This is a genomic window from Vibrio sp. RM-41-2B, assembly GCF_024744415.1.
Taxonomy (GTDB): domain Bacteria; phylum Pseudomonadota; class Gammaproteobacteria; order Enterobacterales; family Vibrionaceae; genus Vibrio; species Vibrio diabolicus.
This window is the reverse complement of sequence record NZ_JAMQWD010000019.1, coordinates 284,276-305,595: the sequence shown is the minus strand read 5'-3', so window position 1 is coordinate 305,595 and position 21,320 is coordinate 284,276. Positions and strand designations below refer to the sequence as shown.

Sequence of the window (21,320 nt, the reverse complement as noted above, 5' to 3'; positions counted from 1 at the left end):
TACCGATACAAAAGACTATTTCTTTTTATTCATGTACTTACATTAATATTTGATAAACCCATTGTTTAGTAAGTAAAAATGAAAAAAACAATTCTATCGTTGGGCCTTGCCGCCGTTGCCACTGGATGTGGTGGGGGAGAGGGAGAGTCACAACCTAATGCTCAAGTAAAACCAACGCCAGTTCCAGTTCAACAAGCTCTGGAAACTGGTAATGCACTGCTCGTTTCTGACCCGAACGATTTCATTCGAGAAAGTCGGCAAGTTGTGGAAGGGCACAAGAAACAGTCGAATACGATCAAATCTGCAATTGCGAAAAACCTTTCTGGCCTTTATTGGGATCCAACCCATGATGCAGCGATCTTGGCACCTCAGTATGGGTTCAACGACACCATCTTGATGACCAACAAGGCCATGGCTAGCGGTTATAAAGATCAGGCGTTGTCAATTGGCGTTGCTGGAGAAAAAGCTAATGGTCAACGTTATGCGCTATTAGGTAGTAACCCATTTAGAACGGCACAACGCTTTCCCGAGTCTTCGAATGCAGCGATGACGCAATGGCTAAGCAACCTGGTCACTTGGTTGTCAGGCGTAGCTACTTCAAACGTTGTCATCGCGCAAATGGATCAGTCTTATTACTTCCCTGATGAGCAAGCGACTCGGAATTGGCTGAAAGACAATGTTTCACAAGAGTTGGCGTTTAACGAGGCCAACCTATGCGATGGTTCGAAGCTACTTAGCTGCTTGCAAACCAATACTCCAAACTTATTGATCTTGTCACAGCATCTGCAATCTGGCGACACCAACCAACAAGTACTCGATGCTCTGGCATACGCTGAGCAAGCCCAAATTCCTGTTCTATACCTGCATTGGGATGGAGGACTAACTGAACTTGGCCGAGACATTTTGGAAAAATTCCATGTTGATTATGTGGGAGATAACTATTGGCGTAAGTTAGGCTTGGTTGATTGGGCGCCTTCATCACTCATGAACTTCGTGCCAGACTCTGTTGCTACGCAACAAGCGCTGTTGTCTCGTTTTGAATCTCAAAACTTCAATGTTGACTTGTCACAGTGTGAGGACAAATCTTGTCCTCACACTGCGAATATGGAAAGTCAATTTTATGCAGGGGCAAACAGTATTCGCCATCGGTTGAAAAAGCTTGATGAACAAAAAGTAGATTTGTTTAATCAAGACGGCTACCAATACGAAAAACTCATGGTATTGCTGGCTGATCATTATCGTCAAACGGTTGTCTTCCCAATGGACAAACAGTCAACCCAAACGACCGAATTCCTAAAGTCGTACTTTGCCGATTACGTGCAATACAACAGCCGAAGCGTAAACCCAAAACAACCAAATATGGGGAACTTCAGCCGTAGTGAGTTTAGCCCTGAAGTAAAGAGAATCAGCGCAACGATTAATATGGAATCAAACCGTAACTTCCGCTCTGCTGGTGTGTATGCGCTTCCTGGGGAGACCTTTACGGTCACGCGCAATGACAGTAATGAAGTGACGACTAAAATTGTCATCAACAGTTTAAGAAGTGGCGCAACTCATGAGTTCAGCAAAGATGGATACACGCGACCAAAAATGCTGACTTCTTTCGCCTATGAGGTGAAGCCGGGTGAAACCATCACGCTGACTTCACCTTATGGCGGGCCTATCCAGGTTCACTTTAACAATAATGATGTACCAGTAGCTCTAACATTTAGCCATGTAGCGCAACACCCTGTATGGAGAAGTGAAAAGGATAACGATGCGTTTATTCAGGAGCTTGAAGCGAATTTGTTCGATTGGGCTGAACTGATCACGCCTGGATTTGAGGTACACTCTAAACGTGACAAAATGCTTGAATCTGTCAACGATGAGATGTGGTCGACACCAGCTGAAATGGCGCTAGCGACAGAAGAGTATGTTCATAACTACCCACATGTCTTGGCTGGTTTCCAAGGGCCGGGGATCGATGAGGTTCCGGAAATTATCCAGTATGCCAAAAATCAAGGTTGGGAAATCGCCAATATTGATATGGTGAAGCATATGAACGCTGACCAAGCGACGTGTGGTTACGGCTGTTCTGGTAACCCATACGATGCTTACTGGTCATTCAGCCCACTCGGTCACGGTGATTTACATGAGCTTGGTCATGGCTTGGAAAAAGGTCGATTCCGATTTGCAGGCTGGGAAGGGCATTCAACGACCAATTACTACTCGTATTACAGTAAGTCTCGTTTCTTCCAGAATACGGGGAAAGTTTCAACTTGCCAAAGCTTAGATTTCAAAGGCCAGTTTGAATTATTGCAAGCAAGCCGAACTCAAGCGGATCCAAACGTTTACATGGCAGCGCAAAATCAAACTGGTTGGAGTTGGGGAGCTCGCGTTTACATTCAAATGATGATGGCGACGCAGCATGAAGGTGTACTGCAAAATGGTTGGCATTTATTGGCGCGATTGCACCTGATTGAACGTGAGTTTAACCGCTTGAAATCGGATGATGCGCTTTGGAATGAGAGACGATTGAGTATTGGTTTCGCCAACTACTCTCGTGAAGAGGCAAATAGCATCTCAAACAATGACTGGTTGCTTATTGCTCTGAGCTACATCTCTCAGCGAGACATGACGAGCTATTTAGATATGTGGGGCTTCTCGTTCACAGAAAAAGCGAAACAGCAGGTTGTGGCGCTGAATCTACCACCGATGCCTCTCACTTACTTTGCAAGCAGCAATACCGGCTACTGTCTGAACGAATTTGCTCAAACGCCAGTCAGTGTTGATGGTCAAACGGTTTGGCCGCTGAACTAGCTGAGTAGAAAGTAACTTGCATGAAAAAGGGAGACAGAGTCTCCCTTTTTCATGGGTTAAGCTTAGCGTTGAGTCCCGCTTATTGCTCAGTTATGTATTACTTGAACGTCGACCAAATTGGAGCGTGGTCTGAAGGTTTTTCAATACCGCGCAATTCATAATCGATACCCGACTCAATACATTTTTGCGCGAGAGAAGGGGTCGCCAAAATGACATCAATTCGTAGACCTCGGTTATCATCAAACCCGCGAGAGCGATAATCAAACCACGAGAATTGATCGTTCACTTCTGGATATAGCTTGCGGAAGGTGTCCTCAAAGCCCCAATCTAGCAAGGTTTTCAGCCATTCGCGTTCTTCCGGTTGGAATGAACATTTACCTGTTTTTAGCCAACGCTTACGGTTTGGTTCGCCGATACCGATATCTGCATCAATAGGGCTAATGTTGATGTCACCCATAACAATCAATTGCTCGTCACTATTGTGATGATCGTTTAGGTAGGTCATCAGATCTTTATAAAACTGACGTTTGTATGGGAATTTGGTTTCGTGACTGATGTTATCCCCTTGAGGGAAGTAGCCGTTTAGCACCGTGACCTTTTCGCCGTTTTCATTTAAAAACGTTGCCATGATCATGCGCTTTTGGTGCTCTTCGTTATCCGTCGGGAACCCTTTTTGTACGAGAAGAGGCTCTTGCTTACAAAGCATTGCGACGCCGTAGTGCGCTTTTTGACCATGGAAATACACTTTGTAGCCCATGGCTTCGACAGCTTCAATCGGGAATGCCTCATCGTGAACTTTAATTTCCTGAAGGCCAATCACATCTGGTTGGTGTTTGTCGATTAGCGCTTGGAGTTGGTGCAGTCGCGCACGTAGTCCATTGATGTTAAAGCTGATTACTTTCATTGTTTATCCTTTTTGAGGGCGTACTTTTTGATGAATAGTATCATTGTGCAAGAGCACTGAAAACGAGTCTCGGTGAAAGGAGCGAAACGTTGGGCTACTTTGTTTTTAATTTGTTTTCTAAGTCGCTTTGCACGATCTTCAAAGCGTTAAGCGCAACTTCTGGATCTATCTCATTGCTCTCAAGTAAATAGATCAAATCGACAGCCAATTTGATCTCTTCAGGTGCGTCATCTAAAGGCGAGGTTGGTTGATCGGCCATTATTGGTGTTTTTCCCTATGTGTAATTTGGTTCTCTAGTTTCAGGAGCGCTGCCTCACAACGTGCCAAACGTTGCTCGGTCGCTAGTAACACTTTCTGAGCCTCGGCACGCATAAAACTAGGAGCGGTTTCGACAGCACGTTCTTTTTCTAACACCATTTCGCGCAAGCGTCTTGCCCACTCTTGGTGTTGAGCGAGTTCCTGATAAAGCACGTTAATAGGCTTGCGGAAATGGCTGCTATGTTTGATCTCATTCTTGCGAATTTTGGTGGTAGAAATCTCGCGTTGAATCGCACCTATTTGCGCTACTAACCGTTCAGTGAGGTACTCAGCACGCAAAGCGGTGAGCTTACCTTCATTTTGCTCACGCACAATCGCATCCAGCGTAGCTTTTGCTTCTTTTACGCAAGGAGTAAGTAAGCGAGAGCGACAACCAAATAAGCGCTCATCAAAAAGCGGAACATGGTGTTCGCCTCTTTGACGGTCAAGAACAGCGGCTTGCTTCGCCATTTGTTCTAGGTTTTCCTGGAGTTGAGAAATGTTCATGACAAACCTACAAACCATGCGTCATAAGCCAATTTTATGGCCAGTATACTGACGACAGTAACAAATACAGGGCGAATGAATTTAGAACCAAACCGAATGGCGGAATGCGCGCCAACAAAAGCGCCAGCCATTAAACATACCCCCATTGTTAAGCCTAGCACCCAGTTGATATGACCGAGGACTGCAAACGTAATCAAAGAGGTAAAGTTGCTGGTAAAGTTCATTGCTTTTGCTAAGCCAGAGGCGAGCAAGATATTCAGCCGATACAGTGCCATTGAACTGACCGTCCAAAAAGCCCCAGTTCCAGGCCCTGCGAGCCCGTCATAAAATCCTATGGATAATCCTTGCATGTACTGTTTTCTATGAAGTTTTGGGCAAGGCTCGGGAATTGGACTTTGATGAGGAGAGTGCGGTGTTTTATGGAAGACGGTGTATAACGCCGCCGCTAAAATAACAAGAGGTAACCCTTTTTCTAGCCAATCCGTGCTAATCGCGTCCACAAGTAGGGTACCTAATGTTGCTCCGACAAGCGTCGCAACAAATGCTCTTCCCCAGCATTGAGGCTTGAATAAACGTTTCTTGTAGTACGTAAATGCCGCAGTAGAAGAGGCAAAGGTAGCCGCAAGTTTATTGGTGCCTAGTGCAATATGGGGCGGCAAGCCCAACGATAGTAGAGCAGGTACGGTTAGCATGCCACCACCACCGGCAACTGCATCAATAAATCCAGCGACAAAAGCGACAAGCGCCAACACCAACAGCATAGTTGGCTCAATCATTTCCATAAATGGTGATTCTTCTAATATTCTATTTTACGTTTAAATGGAGGTAGTGAGTCGATTAAGGCTTGTCCGTATCGCTTAGTGACTAGGCGTCGATCAAGAATCGTTACTCTACCAGAATCTCTCTCTTTACGCAGTAAGCGACCTACGCTCTGGATCAGCTTTTTGCTTGCGTCAGGTACAGTTATTTGCATAAACGGGTTCCCTCCTTTTTTCTCGATATATTCGGAGTGAGCCTGTTCGACAGGGGAGGTTGGAACACCAAATGGAATTTTTGTTATCACCAAGTTTTCAAGTAATTCGCCAGGTAAATCTAGCCCCTCAGAGAAACTGCCAGTACCAAATAAGATGCTGGTTTTGTTTGATTCTATTAGCTTTTTATGTTTTTTTAGAATTTCTTGACGTGAGCTTTCACCTTGAACTTGCAATGCCCAGCCTTTTTTTATGAACTCCGAAGACAGCGCCTTCGCAACTTGGTTCATCTGCCAATAGGATGAGAATAATACTAAGTTGGCTTTCTTGTCTTCTAAGTACTTAGGCAATATCTCGATAAGATATTCAGTAAATTGAGGCGCTGGTGGTTCATATTTCATCGCAGGGATGAGCAATTCTGCCTGGTTTTGGTAATCGAATGGTGACGCAAGCGCTAAAAACTGTGTGCCTGATTCTGGTTTTCCATCAATACCAACCTGATGGCAAAAGTAATGGAAGGAGTTTAGTGCACGCATCGTTGCGGAAACTAAAATGGCGCCAATGCACCTGCTCCAAATTTGTTGGTCGAGTTGCCATCCAATTTCAAGCGGAGAAACACTCACAATGAAATCACCCTCGCGATCGGGGTGGGTTTCTAACCAGCGAGCCAAAGGCGCACCTTTTTCACGAGTTGGCTCAGCCATCAAGTGCCAGACTTGCGCTAGGTTTTCTAACCTTTGAATGTAGAAGCCGAGCTCTGCAAGCGCTGGTTCAGCCAATCTTGTCGCAAGCTCCCCATCTTTTACTCTTTCCGCAATAAGGTCGGCAATTTTTGCCACACTTTGATTTGCTTTTTTACTGAACTGCTTTAACTCTTTGGATTGGTTCTCTAGCCATTCTGGTAGTTCACCGTGCTCAAAGCGGTAGATGCCTTCTTCAAATTGAGCTGGATCGAACTGTTTGGGCAGTTGAGTCAGTGCTGGTATCAAGTTCTGAACCGCGTCTTGAAGGTCGTTGCGAAATCGAGCTACGCGCTTCTCGTTTGCGAGCGATGAAAACTTGCTAATCGACTGATTTAACTTCTCAAGCCATGCTGCCGCACCTTTTAAGCTCGCAGATGCTGAAGCATGATCGCGGGCGACATGAGGCAAGTGATGTGCCTCGTCAAAGACGTATATCGTGTTTTCTGGCTCAGGTAAGATTACTCCGCCCCCCAAGTCTGCGTCTGCCATGACGAGAGAGTGGTTCGCAATGATGACATCATTCTTATCCAGCTCCGAGCGCGCTTTTTGAAATGGACAGCCGCGATGGCCCGGTAGACTGTTATTGCAACTGTGTTTATCACTGACAATCAGTTGCCAAAGCTTATCATCGATGGTTTTAGGCCAAGAATCACGGTCACCATCCCATTTACCTTGCGCAAGAGAGCGATGCATTGTTTCCAACAGCTCTATATCTTTTTGCTTAGGCTTGGTTTCGAACATGGCTAACTGACCACCATCAGCACCACAAGCTGAAGCAAGTTTTTCTGCACAACAATAGCGTTGACGGCCTTTTGCCAAAATAAAAGAAAACTCTCGGTCGGTAATCCGACGAAAAAGAGGGAGGTCTTTATTTATGAGCTGCTCTTGCAGAGCTACGGTCGCCGTTGAGATAACCACTTTTCTATTGTTATGTACAGCCACGGGGATGGCAGCCATTAGATAGGAGAGCGACTTACCAATTCCAGTCCCTGCTTCTGCAACCAGTATTCGGTTAGATTTGTGGTACTGACCGCACAGCGTTTTTGCAATCTCTGCAACAAGGTAGTTTTGTGCTCTTCTAGGTACAAAGTTATCAAGTTGATCTTGCAGGTTTTGATAGCTATTACGAATCGATTTTTGAATGTTACTGGTCAGCATACGGGCCTCAAATGCGTTGGAGGCGAATAGTAGCACACATCACTAGTTGTACAGTAGTTCACAAAACGGAATGCTTTTATGAGGAATGTAGATCTTCTTCACAAAAAAATATTGAACCTTATCTAAATGAAATTAATTTCATTATATGAAAAATATAAAACTCCAAATATGATATTTGTATGGTTTTTTATTCTATATATTGTGTTTTTTAGTATTTGTTTTGGGTTTAAAATCTCATTGTTAATGGTTTTATAAATTATGAAAAATCAAGAGGATTGATTAGATGTTCGTCGAATAAATAAAGATAAACTTTTCAAGTTATTGTTTTTAAATGTTATTTTTGTTTTTTTACATTGGCATTTAGAAAATTTGACAGCCAGAATAATCTTTTGCACTCTTAGCTCCAGATTTTGAGAAGGCGTTGTATAACGTTTTGTTAACGCTCTATCTCAAACATATAAAAAAAGGGAACCGGACAAGGATATCCCGAACTAAGAAAAGGCAGTGGATTAATTATGAAAAAAACTCTATTAGCACTAGCTGTAGTTGCGTCTGCAACTTCAGTGAACGCAGCTGAAGTATTCAAATCTGAAGAAGGTTCTGTAGATTTCTACGGTCAGCTACGTCCAACTCTTCTATTCCTAGACAGCACAGACCACACTGCAGAGCTAAACACTAGCTCTTCTCGTATGGGTGTAAATGGTGTTTACGTTGTAAACGACAACCTAAAAGTTCTAGGTGAAGTTGAAATCGGTGTTGCTCTAGGTGACAACTACGGTGCAGGTGCTGATTCAAGCGAGCGTACTGATGACTCAGTATACGTACGCCGTCACATCTTTGGCTTCGACATGGGCGATATGGGTACACTTCGTTTTGGTAAAGAAGGTACTTGGGCTGATGACATCTACGGAGCTGATTACTCATACTTCTTCGGTGGTTCTGCACTTCTTTACGGACACGCGTGGAACAACTCTTCTCAAATTAAATACGCTTACGAAAATGACGCATTCTGGCTAAAAGCTGGTTACGCGCTAGGTGAGAAAGATCAAAACGAAGAAATCCGCGAAGTATTCGTAGGTAAGTCTTTCAATGACCTATCTGTACACGCTGGCGTTCTTTCTTCTGAGAACAAGATTGCTTCTAAAGGTAACAACACTGAGAACCTATCTTTCGAAGTAACTGCTGAATACGCTCTAGATGAGCACACTCTAGGTGCTACGTACTACTACAACGAAAATGAAGACAAAGCAGCTAACGAGACTATCGATTCTCACGGTATCTCTCTAGCAGGCATGTTCGCTGTAGCTCCTAAAACAACACTTTACTCTGGCTACGAGCTAGTAATGTCATCTTCTGACAAATCTGGCAAGAAAGATGGCGACCAATCTAAGTTTTACGCTGGCGTTGAATACAAGTTCTCTAAATGGGCTCGCGTATTCGCAGAAGCGGGTTACAATTTTGATGGTGATAAGCTAGAAGCTGGTAAAACAACTGCAGAAACTGATTCTAAAACTGACTTCGGTGTTGGTGCACGTTTCTACTGGTAATCAATACCCAGTTTGATATTGTAAGACCCAGCTATATGCTGGGTCTTTTACTATGAAGATAAGGATGAAAAACTCTATGCAGTTATCATTAAAAGTGGCAATGGCATTGTCTATTCTTGCCAGTACAAACCTTTATGCTGCAACGACTTTAGTGGTTCCAGAAGACGTGAAGTTACTGGCCGTCAATATGGAGAAGCCAAAACTTGAGGGGGGACTTTTCTCTAGTGAGAAGACAATTGAGATCCCCGACGGAACTAACCAAATTGTCTTCAAATATCAACCTGCTTTTGAAACAAACGAAAACCTTAAGACAGTTTACAGTGACGTGATCATCGCTAAGTTTGATGTTGAAAATGAAAAACTAAAGTTTGAACTACCAGAGTTTAAAACTCTTCGTCAAGCGCAAAACAACATCTCACCTTTAGATTGGCAACTGCTGGACACCAAAGGTCAACCTATTGCTTTGGTCGAAGATGTATTAGAGTCAGATGGTGTTCAAATTGGTCGTAATTACCCTCAAGAATCTCGTAACTACAATATTGCTGGCGGTATCGCGAGTGTTGCCGTTAGTTATGTAACTGTGAATCAGCATCAACAATCAGTAAGTGATATCGAGCCTCGAGTTGAGAGTAGTGATACCCGTTCAACAGTCGCATCGAACGACAGCCCAATGGTTGATGTATTAAAGACGATGTACCAGAAAGCGTCTCCGGCGGAAAAAGAGGCATTTAAAAACTGGCTTGCTGAGCAGTAATCCCTTAGTTCATTAGATAGGGCTTAACTGAAAAAGTACGAATCTAAAAAGCAGGCTTTAAGCCTGCTTTTATCTTTTCTGCCTATTAGAGAGAGATTTCTCTCCATTCACCAGGCATTAGGTCTTTAAGGACGATATCACCCATCGAATGACGAATGAGGCGCAAAGTAGGGAAGCCAATGTGCGCAGTCATGCGACGCACCTGACGATTTCTTCCTTCAATAATGGTAATGGCTAACCAAGTGGTAGGGATATTTGCGCGAAAACGAACAGGAGGGGTTCTATCCCAGACTTGTGGTTCTGGAATCACTTCAACTTCGGCTGGTAGGGTCATACCATCTTTTAGCTCTACTCCCTTTCTCAATTTTTCAAGATCTTGCTCTAGAGGAGCGCCATCGACTTGAACCCAATAAGTCTTCGGGGATTTTGACTTTGGCTGCGTGAGCTTCGCCTGCAAGATGCCATCGTTAGTGAGCACCATCAAACCTTCGCTGTCTCGGTCCAATCGGCCAGCCGCATAGACATCTTTGATTGGGATATAGTCCGCTAACGTTTTGCGACCATCGCCATCGGTAAACTGACTGAGCGTGTCGTAAGGCTTGTTGAAAATAATGACTTTACGGTCTTTTGGATCCACTTTTGGCTTTTGGTTTCTTGCTGAGCGAACAGGGCGACGGTTTGTTTGAGTACGAGTCTTTGAGCTATTGCGAGCTCCTGAGTGTTTAAATCGGCCCGTTTGGGATTGATTGCGACCGCGACCTTTTTCCTGACCTGTACGAGATGACATGTTAACTACCCTGCAAAAATGTAAATGAACTGTGTTTGAAAGTTTTAAGTTTTCTCATGATCGGATATGATTTGCGCGCCTAAAACTAACAAACGCGCACAGAATGATAGACTAATTCGTGTTATTTGTTTAATTATATCAGTGCACTCATGGATTCAGAGCTTAGAGCTTCATACTACAACAAAGAGTGCGAACCGCATGTGGCGTTAGTGAGGAGACATGTACTGCTAACGTGCAGCAATGCGTCAATTAAACCAACTCAGACGCTGAGTTGATCAGCCAACAAGTTGATTAAAAAATAGGGAAATTTCATGCCTACAGAAAAACCTACAATTATCTACACCATCACTGATGAAGCGCCGGCGCTAGCAACTTATTCATTACTACCAATCATTCAATCATTCACAGCATCGTCTGGCATCAATGTAGATACTCGTGATATTTCACTAGCAGGTCGAATTATCGCTAACTTCCCAGAGCATCTAAAAGAAGAACAGCGCATTGGCGATGCGTTGACAGAGCTTGGTGAACTAGCTCAAACTCCAGAAGCAAATATCATTAAGCTACCTAATATTTCAGCTTCAGTTCCTCAGCTTAAAGCGGCGATTAAAGAGCTTCAGGCGAAAGGTTACGATTTACCAAACTACCCAGAAGAACCGAGCACGTACGAAGAGAAAGCGATTAAAGCGGCTTACGACAAAATCAAAGGTAGTGCGGTTAACCCAGTACTTCGTGAAGGTAACTCAGACCGTCGTGCTCCAACTTCGGTTAAGAACTACGCGAAGAAAAATCCACATTCAATGGGTGCGTGGTCATCAGAATCTAAGTCTCATGTCGCGAGCATGTCAGACAATGACTTCTTTGGGAGCGAAAAGTCTACGACTATCTCTGGTGCAACAGAGGTCAAAATCGAGTTCGTCGGTAATGACGGTACAGTTAAAGAGCTTAAGCCGGCTTTCCCATTACTAGATAAAGAAGTCATTGACACTTCAGTTATGAAGAAGAAGGCGCTGGTTGAATTTTTCGAGAAAGAGATTGCTGAAGCGAAAGCACAAGACGTGCTGTTGTCTCTTCATATGAAAGCGACGATGATGAAGGTTTCTGACCCAGTCATTTTCGGCCATGCAGTGAAAGTTTACTACAAAGACGTTTTCGATAAATACGGTAAGCTGTTTGAAGAACTGGGCGTTGATGTAAACAATGGCATTGGTGATGTCTACTCGAAAATTGAGTCTCTACCTGAAGCGCAAAAAGCAGAAATTGAAGCGGCAATTCAAGTGGTTTACCAAACTCAACCAGAACTTGCGATGGTTGACTCTGATCGTGGTATCACAAACTTACATGTACCAAGCGACATTATTGTAGACGCTTCTATGCCAGCAATGCTTCGCTCTTCTGGTCAAATGTGGGGACCAGATGGTAAACAAAAAGACACCAAAGCGATGATACCAGATCGTAGCTACGCAGGTATTTACCAAGCGGTTATTGATTTCTGTAAAGAGCACGGCGCATTTGACCCGACCACTATGGGTAGCGTGCCTAACGTTGGCTTAATGGCTCAAAAGGCAGAAGAGTATGGTTCTCACGACAAGACATTTATTCTAGACGCAGCGGGTACTGTTCGCGTTGTTGATACTGCGGGTAACGTATTGTTAGAGCAAGCGGTTGAAGAAGGCGATATCTTCCGTATGTGTCAGGTGAAGGACGCACCAATCCAAGATTGGGTTAAGCTAGCAGTGACTCGCGCACGTGCAACAGGTGTTCCAGCCGTATTCTGGCTAGACGAAAACCGTGCGCACGATGCTGAACTCATTAAGAAAGTAAATACCTACTTACCAGAGCACGATACTGACGGTCTAGAGATTAAGATCCTGTCTCCTGTTGATGCTTGTAAGTACTCGCTAGAGCGTATGAAAGCGGGTCTGGATACTATCTCTGTAACGGGTAACGTTCTTCGTGACTACCTAACAGACCTGTTCCCAATTCTAGAGTTAGGCACGTCAGCTAAGATGCTATCTATCGTTCCATTGATGAATGGCGGTGGTCTATTTGAAACAGGTGCTGGTGGTTCTGCTCCTAAGCATGTTCAACAAGTAGAAAAAGAGAATCACCTTCGTTGGGATTCTTTAGGTGAGTTCTTAGCACTAGCTGCATCCCTAGAACATCTAAGTGTGGTGGCAAACAACCCGAAAGCGCAAGTTTTGGCGGATACACTAGACAAAGCGACTGGTGAGTTTTTAGATACCAACAAGTCTCCATCACGTAAAGTGGGCGAATTAGATAACCGCGGTAGTCATTTCTACCTCGCACTTTACTGGGCGAAAGCACTTGCCGAGCAAACAGACGATGCTGATCTCGCTGCTGAGTTTGCACCGATTGCGAAAGCGTTGTCAGAGCATGAAGAAAAAATCGTCGCTGAGCTAAACAACGCACAGGGTGTGAAAGGAGAACTGGGCGGTTACTATCTGCTAGATGATGCATTGGTTTCTAAGTTGATGCGCCCAAGCGAAACCTTTAACGCGATCATTAACAAGTAAAATAGATGAAAAGAGCACGTCGCTTTCGACGTGTTTCTTATTTTATCAATACTTTGTATGTGGTCTATCTGCATTTCATAAGCTACATATAGTAAGAAACCCGCTATCTTGGCGGGTTTATTTTTCTCTTCAGAACATCAAAATGACGTTTCGAGAGCAATATTTTTATTTTTCGACAGCGCTCTAATTATTTGGCTTGACCTTCAAGAGGCACGACGCTACTCGCGTGACAGCCTTTGGGACCTTTTTCAATCTCGTATGAGACTTGTTGACCTGCTTTCAGTGTACGATAACCGTCCATCTGGATAGTTGAGTAGTGGGCAAAGATATCTCCCTCTTCTTCATCTGAACAAATAAATCCAAATCCTTTGGCATTGTTAAACCACTTTACTGTACCTGTAGCCATGCTTTTACATCCCTCATGCATTTTTTACTGAGTTGTTACAACAACCAAGTTATACCTTTAACCTGGTACTACTATTGTCAGCGAACGCCAACAAACATCTAGTCAATGAGAAATCACATTCACCAAGCTGCTTAAAAACAAATGGATTCAAAATGACGATTTATGCATCAACACTTTCCACTGTAGTCAATGAATCCCGACAGTCAATAGCATTAAGCAACAAACAGAAACATAATTGAAAACAAATCACTTTTGAGATTAACAAATTTGCAAACAGTTTTTCGTATATACGCGGAAGTTTGGTCAATTAGCCTGCAAAGTAGTATTCACTGGAAAAACCATACTGTTCGTGTTGCTTATGATAGATGAATCCTCTAACTGAATAAAAAATGAAGTTTTCGTGATAATTACCCCATTCTCAGTTAGGAAGTGTGATCTCGGTAGAAGACTGAGAGATGTTTCGCAATAGCTCGGAGGGGGTAAAAAGAAAGTTATTTTATAAGTAAAAATGTGTAACTTATCGACAAGCATCTTTTATTTGCGCCCCCTCAAGACCTGCATTAGTCTCTATATTAGGTAGCAACTTTTATCGATCAAAGATCGAATTCGGTGCCATATCTCACTACACCGCGCTGCACGCTTGTGGTAGATTGTTTTTATAGGTCGAAAACATCAACCCTTTGATACGATATCTTTGAATTGCCATGAGTAAAAATTTTGAATGGGTCACTCCGGACTCTGATCTTCTGGAGCGAGAAAGTACGAAAGTTCAGCCACCTAAGCTGTACAATGTTGTACTAAATAATGATGACTATACACCTATGGATTTCGTCATAGAGGTACTTGAGCGATTCTTTTCACATGACATTGATAAAGCGACTCAGATCATGCTCAAGATTCACTATGAAGGAAAGGCAATCTGTGGCACATACAGTGCAGAAATTGCCGAAACAAAAGTAGCGCAAGTTACGATGTACGCAAGGGAAAATGAACATCCGCTACTTTGCACTATGGAGCAAGCGTAAACAAAGAAGACTTGCTCGAACAACCCAAGTTGTTTTTTCGGGAGGTACTTATGCTAAATAAAGAACTAGAGTCAAGCCTTAACGGTGCATTTGCTCGGGCGCGAGATAAACGCCACGAGTTTATGACTGTCGAACACCTCCTACTTGCATTATTGGAAAATGATGCAGCTAAGGAAGCCCTTTTAGCTTGTAAAGCGGATCTTGACGCTTTACGTAACGAACTCGATATATTCATCGATCAAACTACGCCTCTTATCCCAGACAGTGATGAGACGCGTGAAACCCAGCCGACTTTGAGTTTTCAACGTGTGCTACAACGCGCCGTCTTTCATGTACAGTCGTCTGGCCGCAACGAAGTAACAGGTGCAAACGTGCTTGTGGCGATCTTCAGTGAGCAAGAGTCGCATGCCGCCTACCTACTGAAGAAAAACGACATCTCCCGCTTAGATATTGTTAACTTTATCTCCCATGGTATTACTAAAGCGTCAGGTGCAAGCGAAGACCCATCATCAGATTCGTTCAGTTCAGAGAGTGTCGAAGAGCCGAATTCTGAAGAACGTTTGGAAAGCTTTGCGACTAACCTTAATCAGGTCGCTAAAGATGGCAATATCGATCCACTGATTGGTCGCGATAAAGAGCTAGAGCGCACTATTCAAGTACTTTGCCGCCGCCGCAAGAATAACCCATTACTAGTGGGTGAAGCCGGGGTAGGTAAAACAGCCATCGCAGAAGGTCTTGCTTGGCGAATTGTAGAAGGGCAGGTCCCGGAAGTTATTCAAAACAGCGTGATTTACTCATTGGATATTGGTTCTCTACTGGCTGGTACTAAGTACCGTGGTGATTTTGAAAAACGCTTCAAGGCGATTTTGAAACAGCTTGAAAAAGAAGAAGATGCAATTTTGTTCATCGATGAGATACACACAATCATCGGTGCGGGTGCGGCTTCTGGTGGTCAAGTTGATGCCGCAAACCTTATCAAACCTCTACTAAGTAGCGGTAAGTTGCGTTGTATCGGCTCGACTACATACCAAGAATACAGCAACATTTTCGAGAAAGAGCGTGCGTTGTCCCGTCGTTTCCAAAAGATAGACGTTGTAGAGCCTTCTCTGGATGACACAACTAAAATCTTGATGGGCTTGAAGCCGAAGTACGAAGCACACCATGAAGTACGTTACACCAATAAAGCACTGCGTGCCGCGGTAGAACTTTCGGCGAAATACATCAATGAACGTCATTTACCAGATAAAGCCATTGATGTCATTGATGAAGCTGGCGCTCGCAGTCGTCTTGCTCCTGCAAGCCGCCGTAAGAAAACGGTTGGTGTTGCCGATATCGAAGCGATGGTTGCCAAGATGGCACGAATCCCAGAGAAGTCGGTTTCTTCTTCAGATAAAGACATCTTGAAGAACCTAGATAGCAAGATGAAGATGTTGGTATTTGGTCAAGATAATGCGATTGATGCATTATCCGAAGCGATCAAGCTGACACGTGCAGGTTTGGGCGTGGATAACAAACCAGTTGGTTCATTCTTGTTTGCTGGCCCTACTGGGGTGGGTAAAACAGAGGTGACGGTGCAGCTATCTAAGCTTCTAGGGATCGAGCTACTTCGTTTTGATATGTCGGAATATGGTGAGCGTCACTCCGTGAGTCGCTTAATTGGTGCACCTCCTGGTTATGTCGGTTACGACCAAGGTGGCTTGCTAACAGACGCTGTTATCAAGCACCCACATTCAGTCGTATTACTCGATGAGATTGAGAAAGCGCATCCAGATATCTTTAATTTGCTATTGCAAGTGATGGATAATGGTACGCTAACGGACAACAACGGTCGTAAAGCAGACTTCCGTAATGTCATCCTCGTTATGACAACCAACGCGGGTGTGGCTGAAACTGAGAAGAAATCAATTGGTTTGATTCAGCAAGACAACAGTCACGATGCGATGGCGGAAATTAAGAAGGTATTCACTCCTGAGTTCCGTAACCGTCTTGATAACATCATCTGGTTTAACAGCCTTGATGAAAGCGTTATCCATCAAGTTGTTGATAAGTTTATTGTCGAACTGCAGGTGCAACTTGATGCTCGTGGCGTATCAATGGAGGTATCGCAAGATGCACGCCATTGGTTAGCGAATAAAGGTTATGATAAGGCGATGGGTGCTCGCCCAATGGGACGCGTTATCCAAGAGCAACTTAAGAAACCTTTGGCTAATGAATTGTTGTTTGGCTCTCTAGTCGACGGCGGCACTGTGAAAGTAACGCTAGTGAATGACACACTTAAATTTGAATATTTGAGTGAGAAAGAGGCAGCGATGCATTAGTTGCTCCGTAGGGAAGTAAAAGCGCACGATTTTATCGTGCGCTTTTTGTTTGTCTGAACCTACTCGGAAATAAAAATCATGCAATAAAAAACGGAGCAAACTGCTCCGTTTTTTATTGCATCCGAAAATCAGAGATTAACGAGCGCGGAAGACGATGCGGCCTTTTGACAGGTCGTATGGAGTCATCTCTACAGTTACTTTGTCACCCGTTAGGATACGGATGTAGTTCTTACGCATCTTGCCAGAGATGTGAGCAGTCACAACGTGACCGTTTTCAAGTTCAACACGGAACATAGTGTTTGGTAGAGTGTCAAGGACCGTGCCTTGCATCTCGATTACGTCTTCTTTAGCCATTTAATCCTCTTTAGAAATTAGGCAATATTAGCGGGCTATATTCTGCCGCTAAATAGTAATTATGTAAAGTTGAGGCGTATTCTACCCTCGCCAACGCTGATTTACTAGCCTTTGGTGGCGTTGAAAGCGTGTTTTATAGTTCATTGCTGGACACTCATCAATCTGATAACCCAAATAAAGCCACTGTTGTTTGTTTTCTTGGCAGTATTTTATTTGATAGAGCACTGCCAAAGTGCCAAGAGATAACGGGTAGTCAGGGTCAAAAAAAGTATAAAATGCACTCGAACATTGAGTCATTACATCCGTTACCGCAATGGCGAGTAATTGATTTGACTCATCGTAAATATGCAAAAATGAAGTGGTCAACCAGCTGGTTTGGGCAAACCGAGAAAACTCATCACGCTTTGGTGGGTACATAGTGCCGTTTTTATGCCGTTTGCAGATGTACCGACTGTAAAGCTCAAACCATTCCTCATCCATTTCGGGTTTCATTTCCCAACGTAAAGGCTGTGCTTTACTGAGCAGCCTCTTCTGACTTTTTGATAGCGTCACGTCCGGAATCGAGACTCGAATTGGCTGGCAAGCATTACAATGCTCACAGTGCGGTTTATATATGGTATCTCCGCTACGACGAAAGCCGTTGGCCATCAGCAGTTGATAGTTTTCTTCAGTATGCAGCCCTGCATCAAGTGCTACCGCCACACGCTCTTGCCGTTCAGGCAAGTAACTGCAAGGGTGATTATTCGTTAATCCAATTCGAATATGTTGTATATCCGTACTCATACTGAATCCTGCAAAACTTGGGGCTTATAGGTATCAAATAGTGTTTGTTTTTCTCTTAAAGATAGTAGTTTTTGCATAAACTCGTTACGCTCTAGTTCAAATGCGCCAAGTGATGCCAAGTGCGAGTTCATAACCTGACAATCGATTAATTGACCTTGCTTTGACGCCAAATGGTTGCATAAGTACCACAATGCAATTTTAGATGCGTTATCTTTTAGGCTAAACATCGACTCTCCGCAAAAAAGTTGACCAACGCAGATGCCATATAGTCCCCCAATGAGCTCGTTGTCATGCCATACTTCTACAGAGTGACAGTGACCCAGTTTAGCTAACTCAATGTAAGACGCTTGCATTTCCTCGTTGAGCCAAGTTTCCTCTGCAGGACGTGTTGATGAACATAGTCTAATCACTTCTTCTGTCGCGAAATTGAGTGTTACTTTATAGTTATGTTTACGCTGAAATTTTTTGAGACTTTTAGACGGTTTAAACTCTAAGGGATCAAAAACAGCGCGTGGGTAAGGGCTCCACCATAGAATAGGTTCTCCAGGACCATACCAAGGGAAAATGCCTTGATAGTAACCATTGAGGATTCTCATGGGATCTAAGTCACCGCCAAAAGCAAGCAAACCATTGGGATCGCTGAGTGCTTTATACGGTGAGGGAAAGTTGAACGTATCATCGAGTTCAGTTAAATAAATAGCCATAAGAAGTCGTTACCAACATTAGAGTCAGAGGAGTTTATGATGACCTGGTCAAGAAATATTGTGAAAGTATGGCTTTGGATCATACTGTTTTTCCCACTTGCCGCCAACGCAGCATATGAAAGAAATGTTGCCAAGCCGGTAAATGAAGTGGTGTATGGGAAGATTGACTCTGTCCGTTATATTACTCAGCAAGAGGTCGTTCAATCGAAAAATAATGGTTGGAAAACGCTACTTGGTGCCACAATAGGCGGTTTAGTCGGCAATCAATTTGGTGGTGGTACTGGACGAGAAGTTGCGACGGCAGTTGGTGCACTTGCAGGTGCAGCGGTTGCACAAAACCAAAGTAATTACCAATACACGGTTGAATATAAGTTAGTTGAGCTACTCATCAAAGTGAAGGGCGATAAGCTGATTAATGTTATCCAAGATGTTGATAAAAATATGCTATTTAGTCGAGGGGATGAAGTTCGTATCTTATATTTTGATGATGGAGTCAGGGTTGATATCGCTTATTAATCCTACGTTATTTTAACCTAAGGTAGCCTAACCAGGCATGCACAGTAGGGCTGGCTTATCGTCAAATAAAGTCGAAATAGCTTGCTGTTTCGTCGCGCCTCTTTCGCTCTTATTTACATCGCTGGCAATGCCTTTAATTCTGCATCTTTAGGCTACTTGAGTATATTCATAAATTAGCGCCGATTTGCTCTGGTTTTGTCGTGTTTTTTTGGGTAGTCTGAATTCACGAAGAATTGTTTAGCTCTCATAAAAAATCGTATGTTGAGGGCACAAAGGATTATCAACTTTTAATGGAAAGCCTAACGTTACAACCTATCAATAAAATTCAAGGGGAAGTGAATCTTCCTGGCTCTAAAAGCGTTTCTAATCGAGCTCTTTTACTTGCTGCTCTTGCTAAAGGCAGAACTCGCCTTACTAACCTCCTCGACAGTGATGATATCCGTCATATGCTGAATGCGCTGACTAAACTCGGCGTTCAATACCAACTTTCCGAAGATAAAACAGAATGTCTCGTTGAAGGCCTTGGGCGTCCGTTTTCTGTCTCAGAACCGGTAGAGTTATTTCTCGGTAATGCTGGCACTGCGATGCGACCATTAGCTGCGGCTCTTTGTCTTGGAGAAGGGGAGTATGTACTGACGGGCGAACCTCGTATGAAAGAGCGTCCAATTGGTCACCTTGTCACTGCACTGAAAGATGCTGGTGCGAAGGTTGAGTACATGGAGAACGAGAACTTTCCGCCTCTCAAAATAGTCGGTACTGGCCTAAAAGCAGGTACAGTTTCTATCGATGGATCCATTTCAAGTCAGTTCTTGACCGCTTTCTTAATGTCTGCGCCATTGGCTGAAGGTGAAATTCGCATCAACATCGAAGGCGAGTTGGTTTCTAAGCCTTATATCGATATCACCCTGCATATCATGAAACAGTTTGGGGTCGATGTGATCAACAACGACTATCAAGAGTTTGTGATTCCTGCCGGTCAGCAATACATCGCTCCAGGTGATTTCTTGGTTGAAGGTGACGCGTCTTCTGCTTCTTACTTCTTAGCGGCGGCAGCCATCAAAGGCGGAGAAGTTAAAGTCACGGGTATCGGTAAAAACAGCATTCAAGGTGATATTCAATTTGCTGATGCGCTTGAAAAAATGGGTGCAGAAATTGAATGGGGTGATGACTACGTAATTTCACGTGTTGGTCAATTGAAAGGCATCGATATGGATTACAACCATATCCCTGATGCTGCAATGACCATCGCGACAACAGCGCTATTTGCCGAAGGCACTACTGCTATTCGTAACGTTTATAACTGGCGTGTAAAAGAAACAGACCGTTTGTCAGCTATGGCGACGGAATTACGTAAAGTGGGTGCGGAAGTGGAAGAAGGGGAAGACTACATCATTGTCAAACCTGTCTCTCAGTTAAAGCATGCTGCGATTGATACTTACGATGATCATCGAATGGCGATGTGTTTTTCGCTGGTGGCACTTAGTGATACGCCTGTTACGATTAACGATCCAAAGTGTACGTCGAAAACGTTCCCTGACTACTTCGACAAACTTAAGGCTTTAAGCTGCTAAATATTCTGACCTGAAACAGGAAAGCCAGAGTGAATAACACTCTGGCTTTTTTGTTTTCCGCTACTATTTAACCAGCGTAAATTCCTTGGAAAGGTGATGCGCTAAGTATTTGAACATATTGAATACTGCAGTCGTATTTGAAGTTGGTAAACCTTTGTCATCAAGGAAGTATTCACCTTTAAAAACTAAAACACCTTCTTTTTCTTCTACGCTTGTTGCTCGCATCCCTTCGATGTAATCATCGTGTTCTTGGATGATTTGGTTAGCGATCAAAAGAAGGTCGAACTCTTCGATAAACGTTCTATCAGACATACTTTTTCTACCATTCATTTCAGTTGAGAACGCTGAGTATACCTACAACTAAAATGGGTTTGCATGATTAATTCAGTCAATCGTTCACTTAGCCTAAACAGATCAATTTTTAGAGTGTAAGTATGATTAGTTGGAGGATATGGAAGAGCCACTGAACGAAACTATTTTGTGATGGGTAACAAAATTTATTGCATTGGATTAGCGGATGCTAAGTTTGCCTGTTTAGATATGCCGCTCAATACCTTTCAGAACCCTGTCTCTTTGAAGTATAAAGACGATGAATTGTCAACCAATCGGATCTGAATTTCAAAAAAGCAGTTGATCTTC

At 43.5% G+C, this 21,320-nt stretch carries 19 protein-coding genes; 8 read left to right on the top strand and 11 right to left on the bottom strand.

What is annotated here, in order from left to right:
* The first annotated feature begins 78 nt into the window (after positions 1–78).
* The gene (locus NB463_RS14355; protein WP_258432299.1) at positions 79–2,799 is read left to right on the top strand and encodes an ImpA family metalloprotease; all 2,721 of its coding nucleotides are present in this window, start codon (positions 79–81) and stop codon (positions 2,797–2,799) included.
* A 97-nt stretch (positions 2,800–2,896) separates the two neighbouring features.
* Here NB463_RS14355 and xthA read toward each other — a convergent pair whose 3' ends face one another.
* The 5 genes from xthA to dinG form a co-directional block, all read right to left on the bottom strand.
* On the bottom strand, positions 2,897–3,703 hold the full coding sequence (gene xthA, locus NB463_RS14350; RefSeq protein WP_258432300.1) for an exodeoxyribonuclease III: 807 nt from the start codon (positions 3,701–3,703) through the stop codon (positions 2,897–2,899).
* Positions 3,704–3,797: 94 nt separating this feature from the next.
* Positions 3,798–3,962, bottom strand: a complete 165-nt coding sequence (rsmS, locus tag NB463_RS14345) for a pleiotropic regulatory protein RsmS (protein ID WP_182019009.1) — start codon at positions 3,960–3,962, stop codon at positions 3,798–3,800.
* Positions 3,962–4,507, bottom strand: coding sequence for a primosomal replication protein (locus NB463_RS14340; RefSeq protein WP_012841995.1), 546 nt, complete (start codon positions 4,505–4,507; stop codon positions 3,962–3,964). Before NB463_RS14340 ends, rsmS begins: the two co-directional genes overlap by 1 nt.
* Positions 4,504–5,289 carry a sulfite exporter TauE/SafE family protein gene (locus tag NB463_RS14335; protein WP_005390688.1) on the bottom strand — a complete coding sequence of 262 codons (786 nt, stop codon included), beginning with the start codon at positions 5,287–5,289 and terminating at the stop codon, positions 4,504–4,506. Before NB463_RS14335 ends, NB463_RS14340 begins: the two co-directional genes overlap by 4 nt.
* A 14-nt stretch (positions 5,290–5,303) precedes the next feature.
* Complete coding sequence (gene dinG / locus NB463_RS14330) at positions 5,304–7,379, bottom strand: ATP-dependent DNA helicase DinG (RefSeq protein WP_258432302.1); 2,076 nt, start codon at positions 7,377–7,379, stop codon at positions 5,304–5,306.
* Positions 7,380–7,894: 515 nt separating this feature from the next.
* On the opposite strand from dinG, the gene NB463_RS14325 reads away from it, so the two are divergent.
* Both NB463_RS14325 and NB463_RS14320 read left to right on the top strand, forming a co-directional pair.
* On the top strand, positions 7,895–8,926 hold the full coding sequence (locus tag NB463_RS14325) for a porin (protein WP_006742133.1): 1,032 nt from the start codon (positions 7,895–7,897) through the stop codon (positions 8,924–8,926).
* Positions 8,927–9,002: 76 nt separating this feature from the next.
* Entirely contained in the window at positions 9,003–9,680 is a 678-nt protein-coding gene (locus NB463_RS14320; RefSeq protein WP_012841993.1) for a DUF2057 family protein, read from the top strand.
* A gap of 85 nt (positions 9,681–9,765) precedes the next feature.
* Here the strand turns inward: NB463_RS14320 and NB463_RS14315 are convergent, their stop codons facing one another.
* Positions 9,766–10,467, bottom strand: coding sequence for a pseudouridine synthase (locus NB463_RS14315; protein WP_139059933.1), 702 nt, complete (start codon positions 10,465–10,467; stop codon positions 9,766–9,768).
* Between the two features lie 311 nt (positions 10,468–10,778).
* Here NB463_RS14315 and NB463_RS14310 point away from each other — a divergent pair, with 311 nt between their 5' ends.
* Positions 10,779–13,004: an NADP-dependent isocitrate dehydrogenase gene (locus tag NB463_RS14310; RefSeq protein ID WP_258430679.1), complete on the top strand. Its 2,226-nt coding sequence runs from the start codon at positions 10,779–10,781 to the stop codon at positions 13,002–13,004.
* A gap of 187 nt (positions 13,005–13,191) precedes the next feature.
* Here NB463_RS14310 and cspD read toward each other — a convergent pair whose 3' ends face one another.
* Positions 13,192–13,410, bottom strand: coding sequence for a cold shock domain-containing protein CspD (gene cspD / locus NB463_RS14305; RefSeq protein ID WP_005378407.1), 219 nt, complete (start codon positions 13,408–13,410; stop codon positions 13,192–13,194).
* Between the two features lie 704 nt (positions 13,411–14,114).
* Between cspD and clpS the strand changes: the two genes are divergently transcribed.
* A complete protein-coding gene (clpS, locus tag NB463_RS14300) occupies positions 14,115–14,435 on the top strand; it encodes an ATP-dependent Clp protease adapter ClpS (protein WP_031780157.1) in 321 nt (106 codons plus the stop codon).
* Positions 14,436–14,485: 50 nt separating this feature from the next.
* Positions 14,486–16,753, top strand: a complete 2,268-nt coding sequence (gene clpA, locus NB463_RS14295; protein WP_005390700.1) for an ATP-dependent Clp protease ATP-binding subunit ClpA — start codon at positions 14,486–14,488, stop codon at positions 16,751–16,753.
* A 135-nt stretch (positions 16,754–16,888) separates the two neighbouring features.
* On the opposite strand, the gene infA is transcribed toward clpA, so the two are convergent.
* The 3 genes from infA to aat form a co-directional block, all read right to left on the bottom strand.
* Positions 16,889–17,107, bottom strand: a complete 219-nt coding sequence (gene infA, locus NB463_RS14290; protein WP_001040192.1) for a translation initiation factor IF-1 — start codon at positions 17,105–17,107, stop codon at positions 16,889–16,891.
* 81 nt (positions 17,108–17,188) lie between these two features.
* A complete protein-coding gene (locus NB463_RS14285; protein WP_104971464.1) occupies positions 17,189–17,890 on the bottom strand; it encodes an arginyltransferase in 702 nt (233 codons plus the stop codon).
* Entirely contained in the window at positions 17,887–18,594 is a 708-nt protein-coding gene (gene aat, locus NB463_RS14280; protein ID WP_258430678.1) for a leucyl/phenylalanyl-tRNA--protein transferase, read from the bottom strand. The genes NB463_RS14285 and aat overlap by 4 nt, the downstream gene beginning before the upstream one ends.
* A gap of 39 nt (positions 18,595–18,633) precedes the next feature.
* Here aat and NB463_RS14275 point away from each other — a divergent pair, with 39 nt between their 5' ends.
* Positions 18,634–19,110 carry a glycine zipper 2TM domain-containing protein gene (locus tag NB463_RS14275; protein ID WP_005390705.1) on the top strand — a complete coding sequence of 159 codons (477 nt, stop codon included), beginning with the start codon at positions 18,634–18,636 and terminating at the stop codon, positions 19,108–19,110.
* A 290-nt stretch (positions 19,111–19,400) separates the two neighbouring features.
* A complete protein-coding gene (aroA, locus tag NB463_RS14270; RefSeq protein ID WP_012841991.1) occupies positions 19,401–20,681 on the top strand; it encodes a 3-phosphoshikimate 1-carboxyvinyltransferase in 1,281 nt (426 codons plus the stop codon).
* A gap of 63 nt (positions 20,682–20,744) precedes the next feature.
* On the opposite strand, the gene NB463_RS14265 is transcribed toward aroA, so the two are convergent.
* Positions 20,745–20,993, bottom strand: a complete 249-nt coding sequence (locus NB463_RS14265) for a YciN family protein (RefSeq protein ID WP_005387884.1) — start codon at positions 20,991–20,993, stop codon at positions 20,745–20,747.
* Positions 20,994–21,320: the final 327 nt, after the last annotated feature.